The organism is Streptomyces sp. NPDC035033 (assembly GCF_040636735.1).
GTDB lineage: Bacteria > Actinomycetota > Actinomycetes > Streptomycetales > Streptomycetaceae > Streptomyces.
Genome location: NZ_JBEZUZ010000020.1, coordinates 1 through 12,386, shown reverse-complemented (window position 1 = coordinate 12,386; position 12,386 = coordinate 1). Strand labels below are relative to the sequence as shown.

The window sequence follows — 12,386 nt, the reverse complement described above, 5'->3', positions numbered from 1 at the left end:
CCATGGCCCCCGACCTCCAGCTCAGCCAGATCAGCCAGATGGCCTTCGGCTACTGGCACGCCCAGGTGCTCTTCTCCGCCACCGGCCTCGGCGTCTTCGACGCCCTCGCCGACGGCCCCCTCCCCGCCGACGACCTCGCCGCCGGGCTCTCCCTCCCCGCCGAGCCCTGCCGCCGGCTCCTCGACGCCGCCACCGCGCTCCGCCTCCTCGTCCGCGACCCCGGCACCGGCGCCTACTCCAACGCGCCGGTCGCCACACGGCTCCTGACCAGCGGATCGCCCGAGTCCATCAGCCGCTGGGTCGACGTCATGAGCCGCTGGTACGGCCCCTGGGGCGACCTCGGCGAAGCCGTCCGCCTCGGCCACGCCGTCGAACACCGCGGCACCCGGCTCGGCGACGACCCCGCCTACGTCGAGGACTTCATCCTCGGCATGCACGTCTACAACGCCCGCACCGCACAGGACCTCGCCGACACCCTGGAGGACCCCGGCCCGGTCCGCGTCGCCGACATCGGCGGCGGCGCCGGCACCTACAGCATCGCCCTGTGCAAGGCGTGGGCCGAGGCCCGCAGCGAGGTCGTGGACCTGCCCGGGGTCGTCCCCATCGCCCGCGCCACCATCGCCGGGGCCGGACTCTCCGACCGCGTCACCGTCCGCGAGGGCGACTACTACCAGGACGCCTTCGGCACCGACCTCGACGTCGTCCTCCTCTCCAACGTGCTGCACCAGGAGAGCCACGACAAGGGCCTCGACATCCTCCGCCGCGCCCTCGCCGCGCTGCGCCCCGGCGGCCGGGTCCTCGTCCACGGCCACTTCCTGGAGGAGTCCCGCACCGCCCCCGTCTTCACCACCCTGCACAACCTCTCCGCCCTCGTCCTCTGGAGCGGAGGCCGCAGCTACACCGCTCCGGAGATGACCGAGCTGATGACCGAGGCCGGCTTCGCCGACGTCGAGGCCCGCCGCACCCCGGAACCCTCCGCCCGCCTCCTCATCGGCCGGAAACCCGAGTAGCCCCCACCAGAAGAAGGAGCAGACCGCCATGGAACGCGTCATCGCCTGGATCCACGAGAAGAACCCCGGCCTCGACGGCCCGATCGGCCGCGACGAGGACCTCATCGAGGCCCGCCTCATCGACTCCCTCGACTTCCTGGAGTTCATCTACCTCCTCGAGAGCGTCTCCGGCCGCACCATCGACCTCCAGGAGGTCAGCATCGACGACTTCTGCACCCTCGACCGCATCCAGGAGCGTTTCCTCACCCCCGCCGAGGCGCAGGCATGAGCACCACCGCCCCGACCGACGACCCGTACCTCGCACCGCACCTCGCGACATCGGCCCTCGTCACCATCGACCTCCAGAACGACTTCCTCTCCGAAAGCCCCCACGGCATCCCCGGCACCACCGAGATCCTGCCCCGGGTACGCCGCCTCACGGACGAGTTCCGGGCCGCGGGACGCCCCGTCCTCCACGTCGTCCGCCTGTACGAGAAGGGAGGGGGCAACGCCGACCTGGTCCGCCGCACCCTCCTCGCCGACGGAACGCCCGTCGTCGCCCCCGGCACCCCCGGCAGCGCCCTCGCCCCCGGGCTCGCCCCCGAGGGCGCGCCCGAACTCGACCCGGAGGCACTGCTGCGGGGCCCCGGCCACCAGCTCCTCGGCCCGCGGGAGTACGCGGTCTTCAAGCCGCGCTGGGGCGCCTTCTACCGCACCTCCCTGGAGGGGCTGCTCGCCGAACACGGCGTGGACACCCTGGTGGTCGCCGGCTGCAACCTGCCCAACTGCCCGCGCGCCGCGCTCATCGAGGCCAGCGAGCGGGACTTCCGGCTGATCGCCGTCGAGGACGCCCTCTCCCGCACCAGCGAGCAGGGCCTCGCCGAGATCGCCGGCATCGGCGTGCAGGTGCTCACCACCGACCACGTGTCCGCCCTGCTGGCCGCCGCCCGGCCGTGACCCGCCGCACCGGGCCCGCGCTCGCCGCCGTCGCCACCACGGCCGAGGTCCTCGCCCGCCCCGGCCTCGGCGAGGAACTGCTCGCCCCGTGGGAGCGGCGGCGCCTCGACCTGATCCGGGTGCCGGGCCGCCGCGACGACGTCCTCGCGGCCCGTCTGCTGCTGCGGCTCTGCGCGGCCCGGTGGACCGGCAGGCCGGCGTACGAACTGGACCCGGCCCAGTTCTGCGCCGCCTGCGGCCGGTACGGGCACGGCCGTCCCTACCTGCGCGGGCACCCCGGCACCGGTGTCAGCCTCAGCCACGCCGACGGACTCGTCGCCGTCGCCGTGGGTCCCGGCGCGGTCGGCGTCGACGTGGAGCCGGCCGCCCGGCGGCCCGGCCCGCCCGGTGCTCCCGCCCGCTTCCTGACCGACGCCGAGCAGCGGGCCGTGGCCGCCGCCCCCGACCCCGGCCGGGCCCTGCTGCGGACGTGGGTGCGCAAGGAGGCCCTGTTCAAGGCGGGGGTCGCCCCGCCGCCCCGCGGCCCCGGCCCGTCCGCGCCGGCCCCTCCCCGCGGTCCGGACGGACCCGGCGACCGCCCGGACCGCGGGGAGGGCCCGCACGTCCTCGACTGGACCGACGAACACCGCGAGGCCGTGGTGACGGTGGTCAGCGCCGTCCCGGCCCGTCCCCTCACCGCCACCGACCTCCCGTCCGAGACGCCCCTGTGAGGAATCGCATGTCACCGCGCACCACCCTGACGGTCCCGTTCTCCGGCCTGCGCTCCGGAACGGCCCCCATGAGCTGGGGCCAGCAGGCGATCTGGAGATCCATCCGCTGGCTCGACGAGGAGGCCCACTACTTCAACCTCCCGCGCGCCCACCGGCTCCCCGAAGGCATCACCACCGACCGGGTCCTCGCCGTCCTGGGCCGGCTCGTCGCCCGCCACGAGGCCCTGCGCACCACCTTCGAGCAGAAGCCCGAGGGCCCGACGCAGACCGTCCACGGCGACGGCACCTTCGACGTCGGCCTGCACCCCTCCGACGGCGCCGGCGAGGAGGAGGCCCTGGCCTTCGCCCGCGACCTCGCCGCCACCCCCTTCCGCAACGCCGAGGAGTTCGGCATGCGGTACGCGATCCTCACCGACGGCGGGCGCCCCGCCTGGCTGGTCCTGGTCGTCTCCCACCAGGCCAGCGACTTCAGCGGCGTCCGCGTCCTGGAGGACGACCTGAACCGCCTGCTGCGCGGCGAGGAACCCGACCCCGTCGCATGGCAGCCCCTCGACCAGGCCCGCCACCAGCAGGAGGGCGAGGGCGCCCGGCGCGGCCGGGCGGCCCTCGACCACTGGGAGCGCGCGCTCGGCACCGTCCCCGCCACCCACTTCGACTTCCCGCCCCCGCCCGACGCCGCCGCCGAGGACGACCCGGAGCGCTTCGTGCGCCTCCGCCTGGAGTCCGTCGCCGGCGCCGTGGCGGCCCAGCGGCTCGCCGACCGCTGCCGGGTCAGCACCAGCACGGTGCTCCTCACCGCCGCGGCCGTCACCCTCGCCGCGTACACCGGCCACGACCGGGCGGTCATGCTCCTCATCGCGGGCAACCGCAACGAACCCCGCCTCCAGCGCATGGTCGGCGCCCAGACCGAGAACGCGCTGTTCACCATGGCCGTCGGCGACGGCACCTTCGAGGAGGCCGTCCGCGGCGGGTTCCTCACGGCGATGAGCGCCTACCGCAGCGGCGAGTACGACCCGGAGGCCATGGACCGGGTGCGCGAGCGGGTCCGCGCCGCCCGCGGCGGCGACGTCGACCTGTCGGCGTTCTTCAACGACGTCCGCATGCAGGACCGCTGGGACGAGCTGCCGGACCTCGCCGACGACGACGCCGAGGGCCTGCTCGCCCTCCGGGAGAAGAGCGAGATCACCTTCATCGGCTCCTGGGCCCGCCAGGACGCCAAGTACTTCGTCCACACCCCCTACTCGCCCGACAGCCTCCACCTCTTCCTCATGGCCGACACCCACTACCTCCCGGTCCCGGTGATCGAGGGCCTGCTCCGCGCCATGGAGGCCCTCCTCGTGGAGAGCGTCCACGGCGCGATCACCCCCGCCGAGGCGGTCGCCTCCCTCCGCGCGCGGCCCGCCGCGGCGGGCTGAGCCGCCGCGCCGCCCGCCGGCAACGGGAAGGGGCCGCGCCGGGTGGGCGGCGCGGTCCCTCCCGTTCCCGGCGGGCGGTGGGTCAGGCGGCGGGCGGGGCCAGGCCGAGGGCGGTGGCCAGCCGGGAGCGGTGCCAGTGCGGGGGGCCGAAGAGGTGGGCCGTGCCGTGGGCGCGCTTGAAGTAGCGGTGGGCGTCGTGTTCCCAGGTGATGCCGATGCCGCCGTGGAGCTGGATCGTCTCGGCCGCGACCTCGGAGAACGCCTCCGAGCAGATCGACTTCGCCGAGGCGGCCAGACGGGTCAGCTCCGGTCCCGGTCCGGACGCCGCGGCGGCGAAGGCCGCGCCCAGGGCCGCCGAACGGGCCGACTCCACGCGGACGTAGGCGTCCGCCAGGCGGTGCTTCACGGCCTGGAAGGAGCCGATCGGGCGGCCGAACTGGACCCGCTCCCCGGCGTACGCCACCGTCAGTTCGAGGCACTTCGCCGCCGCGCCGACCTGTTCGGCGGCCAGGGCCGCGCAGGCGTGGTCCAGGACCTCGGCCAGGACGCGGCCGCCGTCGCCCTCGGCGCCGACGAGGCGGGCCTCCGCGTCGGTGAGCAGGAGGCGGGACTGGAGGCGGGTGGTGTCCATGGGGACCGTCTCCTCGTGGCGCACGCCGGGGGCGTCCGGACGGACGGCGAAGAGGGAGGGGCCCGCGGGGGTGCGGGCGGCCACCAGGAGGACGTCGGCCCGGGCGCCGTCCAGGACGTGCTCCTTCGCGCCCGTCAGACGCCAGCCTCCGGCGGCCGGAGCGGCGCGGGTACGGATCGCGGCCGGGTCCCAGGAGCCGGACTCCGCCCAGGCCAGGGCCGCCACCGAGGTGCCCGCGGCCAGGCCGGGCAGCAGGTCGGCGCAGGCCGCCCGGTCGCCGGAGGCCAGCAGCGCGCGGACCGCGAGGACGGCGGAGCCGAGGTACGGGACGGGGCTCAGCTCCCGGCCCAGCTCCTCCATCACCACGTGGACCTCCACGGCCCCGCAGCCCGCGCCGCCGTACTCCTCCGGCACGGCCAGGCCCGCGACCCCGACCTGCCCGGCCAGCGGACGCCAGGCCGCCCCGCCGGGGTGGCGCCGGAGCGACGCCCGGACGGACGCGCGCAGTTCCTCGTGCTCGTCGGTGAGTCTCATGATGCCGTCGCTTCCTTTCCGGAGGGAGGGGCGGGGGTCAGGGGGCCAGGACGCGGGCCCGGCAGGCGGCCGGGGTGCCCCAGGCGTCGCGGAGGGGGCGGGCCTTGCGGATCCAGAGGGAGAGGTCCAGCTCCTCCGTGTAGCCGACGGCGCCGTGCAGCTGGAGGGCCGTCCGGGCGGCGGCGTACGCGGCCTCGCCCGCGGCGACCTTGGCGGCGGCGATCTCGCGGGGGGCTTCTTCGGAGCCGGCCGCGAGCGCCAACGCGGCGGCGTGCACCAGGGGTTGGGCGAACTCCAGGGCGATGAGGGTGTCCGCGAGGCGGTGCTTCACGGCCTGGAAGGAGCCGATGGGGACGCCGAACTGGGTGCGCTGCCGGGCGTGGGCGACGGTCCGGTCGAGCAGCGCCCGGCCGAGGCCGAGGGACTGCGCCGCCGTCGTGAGGGCGGCGAGCCCGGTGGCGTACGCGGCGGCGGCCGTCACCTCCGGTCCGCGCGCCAGGAGCGTGCCGCCGAGCGGGCGGGCCAGGCGGCGCACCGGGTCGGCCGACGGCTGGACGGGGCCGGCGGACTCCGCGAGGAGCAGGGCGTCGCCGTCCACGACGAGGACGGCGTCGGCCGCGTCGGCGTCCAGCGCGTAGGGGCCGCCGGCCCGCGGGACGCAGAGGGAGAGGATCTCCTCGCCGGCGGCCGCGCGCGGCAGCCGGCCGGCGGCCTCGGGGTGGTCGAGCCGGCCGAGGAGGGCCGCCGCCGCCACCGTCTCCACGAGCGGGCCGGGCACCGCGTGCCGTCCCAACTCGACGAAGGCGAAGGTCAGTTCGACGGGGAGCGGGCCCATGCCCCCGTGCGCCTCGGGGACGGCCAGGGCGAAGACGCCGGTCCCGGCGAGCCGGGACCAGAGGGCGCGGCCCGGGGCGTGGTCGCCGGCCGCCCAGGCGCGGGCGGCGCCGGGGGTGCCGGCCGCGGTGAGCAGGGCGTCCAGCGTGCGGGCGAAGTCGCGGTGCTCGGCGTCGGGCAGGAAGCGCATCACCGGCGTCCCTTCGGCAGGCCGAGCAGGCGCTCGGCGATGATGTCGCGCTGGATCTCGTTGGTGCCGGCGTAGATCGGGCCGGCGAGGGAGAAGGTGTAGCCCTCGGCCCAGCTCCCGTGCGCCGGGGCGTCGGCGGCGTCGTCGCCCAACTCGCCCGCGGGGCCCAGGAGGTCGAGCGCCGTCTCGTGGAGGGCGATGTCGAGTTCGGACCAGAAGACCTTGTTGAGGCTGGACTCGGCGCCGAGGGTGCCCCCGGCGGCGATCCGGGAGGCGTTGGCCCAGGTGAAGAGCTGGTAGGCGCGGGCGCCGACGACGGCGTCCGCGACCCGGTCGCGCAGGGCGGTGTCGGCGGGGTCGGCGTGCTCCCGCCACAGGGCGGCGAGCCGGTCGGCGGCGGCGGTGAAGCGGCCGGGGCTGCGCAGGGTCAGGCCGCGCTCGTTGCCCGCCGTGCTCATCGCGACCCGCCACCCCTGGCCGGGCTCGCCGATGACGTCCTCGTCGGGGACGAAGACCCCGTCGAGGAAGAGTTCCGCGAAGGCGGGCTTGCCGTCGAGCCGGCCGACCGGGCGGACGGTCACGCCCTCCGCGTCGAGGGGGAACATCAGGTACGTGAGGCCCTGGTGCGGCTTCGCGGTGTCCGGGTCGCTGCGGAAGAGGCCGAAGGCGCGGTCGGCGAAGGCGGCCCGCGAGGACCAGGTCTTCTGGCCGTGGAGCAGCCAGCCGCCGTCGGTGCGCACGGCGGTGGAGCGCAGGCTCGCGAGGTCGGAGCCGGACTCGGGCTCGGACCACGCCTGGGCCCAGACGACCTCGCCGGAGGCCATGGCGGGCAGCACGCGGGCGCGCTGGGCGTCGGTGCCGTGCTCGAAGAGGGTGGGGGCGAGCAGGTTGATGCCGTTCTGGCTCACCCGGCCGGGGGCGCCGGCCGCGTAGTACTCCTCCTCGAAGACCAGCCACTGGAGGACGGAGGCGTCCCGGCCGCCGTAGGCGCGGGGCCAGGAGACCGCCGACCAGCCGCCGGCGGCGAGGGTCCGCTCCCACTCCCGGTGGGCGGCGAAGCCCTCCTCGGTCTCCAGGGAGGGGAGCGGGACGGAGGGCACGTGGGCGGCGAGCCAGGCGCGGGCCTCGGCCCGGAAGGCGTCGTCCGCCGCGGAGTGGTCGAGGTCCATCAGGCTTCCGCCGCCTTCATCGCGTGGATGTCCATGCCGCCCAGCGCGTCGCGGGCGGTCTCGGCGTTGTGCGCGTGCGCGAGGTGGTGCAGTCCGAAGACCGCGTCCATGCCGGTGTGCAGGCCCTGGAGGTCCTCGGCCTGGTTGACCGCGCGCTTGGCCAGGGCGAGGCCCATCCGGGGCATGGTGGCGATCCGGTTCGCCAACTCCATGGTCTTCTCGGTGAGTTCGGCGCGGGGGACGACGTGGTTGACCATGCCGACCTCGTGGGCGCGGCGGGCGGACATCCGGTCGCCGGTGTACAGGAACTCCTTCGCGACGCGCGGCGGCATCACCCAGGGGTGGGCGAAGTACTCGACGCCGGGGATGCCCATGCGGACCACCGGGTCGGCGAAGAAGGCGTCCTCGGAGGCGACGACGAGGTCGCAGATCCAGGCGAGCATCAGGCCGCCGGCGACGCAGGCGCCCTGCACGGAGGCGACGACGGGCTTGGGCAGTTCGCGCCAGCGGCGGCACATGCCCAGGTAGACCTCGGACTCGCGGGCGAAGCGGGACTCCGCGCCCGCCTTGTCCGAGTGGTCCCACCAGAGCCCCGCCCGGCGCTCGAACGGCAGGTGCGCGTCCCGTTCGGGGGTGCCGATGTCGTGGCCGGCGGAGAAGTGGTCGCCGGCCCCGGCGAGGACGACGACCTTGACCTCGTCGTCGGCGGCCGCGCGGTAGAAGGCGCGGTCCAGGGCGTAGGTCATCGCGGAGTTCTGGGCGTTGCGGTAGCGGGGCCGGTCCATGGTGACGACGGCGACGGGGCCCCGCCGCTCGTAGCGGACCGGTCCGGGGCGGTCGGGGTCGTCGCGCCCGGCCTCGTCGCGCCCGGCTTCGTCGCGTACGGCCTCGCCCCGGGCGGCCTCGTCGCGTACGGCTTCGCCCCGGGCGGCCTCGTCGCGTACGGCCTCGTCGCGGGCGGTCTCGGTGACCCCCGTCCCGGGGCCCTCGGGCTCCGGGTGGGGGGTCTGTGCGGTGGTGCGGGCAGCGGACATCCGCCCTCCTTCCCTAACAAGTGTTTGGTAGGTTAACGTACGGCCATGAGCAACGTCGAGGAGTTCCGCAGAGAGGTCCGCAGCTGGCTGCGCTCCCACCTCACCGGCGAGTTCGCGGCCCTCAAGGGCCGCGGCGGACCCGGGCGCGAGCACGAGGCGCACGCCGAACGCCTCGCCTGGGAACGGCACATGGCCGCCCACGGCTGGACCTGCGTCGGCTGGCCGAAGGAGTACGGCGGCCGCGGCGCGAGCCTGGAGGAACAGGTCGCCTTCCACGAGGAGTACGCCCTCGCCGACGCCCCCGCGCGCGTCGGCCACATCGGCGAACAGCTCCTCGGCCCCACCCTCATCGCCTTCGGCACCCCCGCCCAGCGGGAGCGCTTCCTGCCCCGGATCGTCGCCGTCGACGAACTGTGGTGCCAGGGCTACTCCGAGCCCGACGCCGGCTCCGACCTCGCGGGCGTGCGGACCCGGGCCGAACGCGACGGCGACGACTGGGTCGTCACCGGCCAGAAGGTCTGGACGTCACAGGCGCACGAGTCCGACTGGTGCTTCGTCGTCGCCCGCACCGAGCCCGGCTCCACCCGCCACCACGGCCTGTCCTACCTGCTCGTCCCGCTGCGCGCCCCCGGCGTGGAGATCCGGCCGATCGTCCAGCTCACCGGCACCTCCGAGTTCAACGAGGTCTTCTTCGACGGGGCCCGCACCCACGCCTCCCACGTCGTCGGCGCCCCCGGCGACGGCTGGAAGGTGGCCATGGCGACCCTCGGCTTCGAGCGGGGCGTCTCCACCCTCGGCCAGCAGGTCGGCTTCCGCCGCGAACTGGAGGCCGTCATCGAGCTGGCCCGCCGCAACGGCGCCGCCGCCGACCCCGTCGTCCGCGACCGCATCGCCCGCGCCTGGACCGGCCTGGAGACCATCCGCTTCAACGCCCTGCGGATGCTGAGCGGCGTCGCCGCCGGGGCCCCCGGCCCCGAGGCGTCCATCGGCAAGATCTTCTGGGCCACCTGGCACCGCGAACTGGGCGAACTCGCCATGGACGTCTGCGGGGCCGGCGGCATGCTCGCCGCCGGCGGACCGTACGACCTCACCGACTGGCAGCGGCTCTTCCTCTTCTCCCGCGCGGACACCCTCTACGCCGGCTCCAACGAGATCCAGCGGAACATCATCGCCGAGCGCGTCCTCGGCCTGCCCAAGGAGGCCCGCCCGTGAACCCCTCCCCGCCCGAGCCCTCCCCGCTCGGTACGCCGCCGCCCTACGTCCCCGGCCACGGGCTGCTCGCCGGCCGGAGCGCCGTCGTCACCGCCGCCGCCGGCGCCGGCATCGGCGGCGCCACCGCCCGCCGCCTCCTGGAGGAGGGCGCCAGGGTCGTCCTCTCCGACGCCCACGCCCGCCGCCTGAAGGAGTCCGAGGCGGAACTGGCCGCCGAGTTCGGCGCCGACAAGGTCGCCGCCCTGCCCTGCGACGTCACCGACGAAGCCCAGGTCGCCGCCCTCCTCGACCTCGTCGAGGAGCGGCACGGACGGCTCGACGTCGTCGTCAACAACGCCGGCCTCGGCGGCACCACCGACCTCGTGGACATGACCGACGCGCAGTGGGACAAGGTCCTCGACGTCACCCTGGGCGGCACCTTCCGCTGCACCCGGGCCGCGCTCCGCCGCTTCCGGGACGCCGGCACCGGAGGCGTCGTCGTCAACAACGCCTCCGTCATCGGCTGGCGCGCCCAGCGGGGCCAGGCCCACTACGCCGCCGCCAAGGCCGGCGTCATGGCCCTCACCCGCTGCGCCGCGCTGGAGGCCGCCGCGTACGGCGTCCGCGTCAACGCCGTCGCCCCGAGCCTCGCCATGCACCCCCACCTGGTCAAGGTCACCACCCCCGAACTCCTCGCCGAGCTCACCTCCCGCGAGGCCTTCGGACGGCACGCGGAACCCTGGGAGGTCGCCAACGCCGTCGTCTTCCTCGCCAGCGACTACTCCTCCTACCTGACCGGCGAGGTCCTCTCGGTCAGCAGCCGGCACCCGTGAGACCGGCCCCCGAGCGGCGCCGCGAACTCCTGGCCACCGCCGCCGAGGTCTTCGCCGCCCAGGGGTACGACGCCACCACCGTGCGCCGCATCGCGGACGCGGCCGGCCTGCTCGCGGGCAGCCTCTACTACCACTTCGACTCCAAGGAGTCGATGCTCGACGAGATCCTGCGGGCCTTCCTCACCGAACTGTGGGGGCGGTACGACACCGTGCTCGCCGCCGGGCTCGGCCCCCGGGAGACCATCGAGGCCCTCGTCACCGAGTCCTTCCGCGAGATCGACCGGCACCGCGCCGCCGTCGCCATCTACCAGAAGGAGTCCCGGCACCTCGCCGAGCTGCCCCGCTTCCGCTACCTCGCCGACGCGCAGCGCCCCTTCGAGCGGGCCTGGCTCGGCACGCTGGAGCGCGGCGTCGGGGACGGCGTCTTCCGCGCCGACCTCGACGTCCGGCTCACCTACCGCTTCGTCCGCGACACCGTCTGGGTCGCGGCCTCCTGGTACCGGCCGGGCGGCCGGCACAGCCCCGAGGAGATCGCCCGCCAGTACCTGTCGACGGTCCTGGAAGGCATCGCCCTCCGGGACGCACACCCCTGATGACCCCTCCCCCCGAACAAGGAGTGACCATGGCCGAGGCCTACATCGTGGAAGCCGTCCGCACCCCGGTCGGCAGGCGCAACGGCGGGCTCAGCGCCGTCCACCCCGCCGACCTCGGCGCCCACGTGCTGAAGGCGCTGGTGGAGCGCGCGGGCGTCGACCCGGCCGCCGTCGAGGACGTCGTCCTCGGCTGCCTCGACACCGTCGGCCCGCAGGCCGGCGACATCGCCCGCACCGCCTGGCTCGCCGCCGGCCTCCCGGAGGAGGTCCCCGGCGTCACCGTCGACCGCCAGTGCGGCTCCTCCCAGCAGGCCCTCCACTTCGCCGCGCAGGGCGTCCTGTCCGGCACCCAGGACCTGGTGGTCGCCGGCGGCACCCAGAACATGTCGATGGTCCCCATCGCCTTCGCCAGCCGCCAGGCCGCCGTCCCCCTCGGGATGACCGAGGGCCCGTACGCCGGCTCCGAGGGCTGGCGCGCCCGCTACGGCGACCAGCCCGTCAACCAGTTCCACGGCGCCGAACTCATCGCCACCACGTGGGACATCAGCCGCCGGGACATGGAGGAGTTCGCGCTCCGCTCGCACCGGCGCGCGGTCCGGGCCGTCGACGAGGGCCGCTTCGACCGCGAGATCGTCCCGTACGGCGACGTCACCACCGACGAGGGACCGCGCCGCGACACGAGCCTGGAGAAGATGGCCGGCCTGGCGCCGGTGGTCGAGGGCGGCCGGATCACCGCCGCCGTCTCCTCGCAGGTCTCCGACGGCGCCTCGGCGATGCTCCTCGCGAGCGAGCGGGCGGTACGGGAGCACGGGCTGACCCCGCGCGCCCGGATCCACCACCTGTCGGTGCGCGGCGAGGACCCGATCCGGATGCTGTCGGCGCCGATCCCGGCGACGGCGTACGCGCTGAAGAAGGCCGGGATGACGCTGGACGACATCGACCTGGTGGAGATCAACGAGGCGTTCGCCCCGGTCGTCCTCGCCTGGCTGAAGGAGACCGGCGCGGACCCGGAGAAGGTCAACGTCAACGGCGGCGCGATCGCCCTGGGCCACCCCCTCGGCGCCACCGGCACCAGGCTGGCCACCACCCTCCTCCACGAACTGGAGCGCACCGGCGGCCGCTACGGCCTCCAGACCATGTGCGAGGGCGGCGGCCAGGCGAACGTGACGATCATCGAGCGGCTGTAGCGCCGTCCGGGGCGTGCGGAACGACGTCCGCCGGGGGGGGGGGACGGGCCCCCGCGGGCCGGGGGGGGGCGGGGGGGGGGGAGTCGGGGGGGGGGGGGGCGGGGCGGGCGCCCGGCGCC

Annotated in this window: 13 protein-coding genes; 9 read left to right on the top strand and 4 right to left on the bottom strand. The window is 75.5% G+C overall.

Annotated features, from left to right (window positions below; genetic code table 11):
- Window positions 1–2 precede the first annotated feature (2 nt).
- From AB0E83_RS11365 to AB0E83_RS11345, 5 genes are read left to right on the top strand one after another with little or no spacing between them, the layout of a single operon-like run.
- Window positions 3–1,010, top strand: coding sequence for a methyltransferase (locus tag AB0E83_RS11365; RefSeq protein WP_362109029.1), 1,008 nt, complete (start codon window positions 3–5; stop codon window positions 1,008–1,010).
- Window positions 1,011–1,038: 28 nt separating this feature from the next.
- Window positions 1,039–1,278: an acyl carrier protein gene (locus AB0E83_RS11360; RefSeq protein ID WP_362109027.1), complete on the top strand. Its 240-nt coding sequence runs from the start codon at window positions 1,039–1,041 to the stop codon at window positions 1,276–1,278.
- Window positions 1,275–1,946: a cysteine hydrolase gene (locus tag AB0E83_RS11355; RefSeq protein WP_362109025.1), complete on the top strand. Its 672-nt coding sequence runs from the start codon at window positions 1,275–1,277 to the stop codon at window positions 1,944–1,946. The genes AB0E83_RS11360 and AB0E83_RS11355 overlap by 4 nt, the downstream gene beginning before the upstream one ends.
- Entirely contained in the window at window positions 1,943–2,656 is a 714-nt protein-coding gene (locus tag AB0E83_RS11350) for a 4'-phosphopantetheinyl transferase superfamily protein (RefSeq protein ID WP_362109023.1), read from the top strand. The genes AB0E83_RS11355 and AB0E83_RS11350 overlap by 4 nt, the downstream gene beginning before the upstream one ends.
- Before the next feature lie 8 nt (window positions 2,657–2,664).
- Window positions 2,665–4,071, top strand: a complete 1,407-nt coding sequence (locus tag AB0E83_RS11345; protein WP_362109021.1) for a condensation domain-containing protein — start codon at window positions 2,665–2,667, stop codon at window positions 4,069–4,071.
- A gap of 82 nt (window positions 4,072–4,153) precedes the next feature.
- On the opposite strand, the gene AB0E83_RS11340 is transcribed toward AB0E83_RS11345, so the two are convergent.
- Genes AB0E83_RS11340 through AB0E83_RS11325 form a run of 4 tightly spaced genes read right to left on the bottom strand, consistent with a single transcriptional unit; the run spans window position 4,154 to window position 8,463 of the window.
- Window positions 4,154–5,236, bottom strand: a complete 1,083-nt coding sequence (locus tag AB0E83_RS11340) for an acyl-CoA dehydrogenase family protein (RefSeq protein WP_362109019.1) — start codon at window positions 5,234–5,236, stop codon at window positions 4,154–4,156.
- Window positions 5,237–5,273: 37 nt separating this feature from the next.
- Complete coding sequence (locus AB0E83_RS11335; RefSeq protein ID WP_362109017.1) at window positions 5,274–6,260, bottom strand: acyl-CoA dehydrogenase family protein; 987 nt, start codon at window positions 6,258–6,260, stop codon at window positions 5,274–5,276.
- Window positions 6,260–7,429 (bottom strand): acyl-CoA dehydrogenase family protein, encoded by a 1,170-nt coding sequence (locus AB0E83_RS11330; RefSeq protein ID WP_362109015.1) that lies wholly within the window; start codon window positions 7,427–7,429, stop codon window positions 6,260–6,262. The genes AB0E83_RS11335 and AB0E83_RS11330 overlap by 1 nt, the downstream gene beginning before the upstream one ends.
- Entirely contained in the window at window positions 7,429–8,463 is a 1,035-nt protein-coding gene (locus AB0E83_RS11325) for an enoyl-CoA hydratase (RefSeq protein WP_362109013.1), read from the bottom strand. Before AB0E83_RS11325 ends, AB0E83_RS11330 begins: the two co-directional genes overlap by 1 nt.
- 45 nt (window positions 8,464–8,508) lie before the next feature.
- Here AB0E83_RS11325 and AB0E83_RS11320 point away from each other — a divergent pair, with 45 nt between their 5' ends.
- Genes AB0E83_RS11320 through AB0E83_RS11305 form a run of 4 tightly spaced genes read left to right on the top strand, consistent with a single transcriptional unit; the run spans window position 8,509 to window position 12,267 of the window.
- On the top strand, window positions 8,509–9,675 hold the full coding sequence (locus AB0E83_RS11320; RefSeq protein ID WP_362109011.1) for an acyl-CoA dehydrogenase family protein: 1,167 nt from the start codon (window positions 8,509–8,511) through the stop codon (window positions 9,673–9,675).
- Window positions 9,672–10,487 carry an SDR family oxidoreductase gene (locus AB0E83_RS11315; protein WP_362109009.1) on the top strand — a complete coding sequence of 272 codons (816 nt, stop codon included), beginning with the start codon at window positions 9,672–9,674 and terminating at the stop codon, window positions 10,485–10,487. The genes AB0E83_RS11320 and AB0E83_RS11315 overlap by 4 nt, the downstream gene beginning before the upstream one ends.
- The gene (locus AB0E83_RS11310) at window positions 10,484–11,080 is read left to right on the top strand and encodes a TetR/AcrR family transcriptional regulator (RefSeq protein ID WP_362109007.1); all 597 of its coding nucleotides are present in this window, start codon (window positions 10,484–10,486) and stop codon (window positions 11,078–11,080) included. The genes AB0E83_RS11315 and AB0E83_RS11310 overlap by 4 nt, the downstream gene beginning before the upstream one ends.
- Window positions 11,081–11,109: 29 nt before the next feature.
- Window positions 11,110–12,267 carry an acetyl-CoA C-acetyltransferase gene (locus tag AB0E83_RS11305; protein ID WP_362109005.1) on the top strand — a complete coding sequence of 386 codons (1,158 nt, stop codon included), beginning with the start codon at window positions 11,110–11,112 and terminating at the stop codon, window positions 12,265–12,267.
- The last annotated feature ends 119 nt before the right edge of the window (window positions 12,268–12,386 follow it).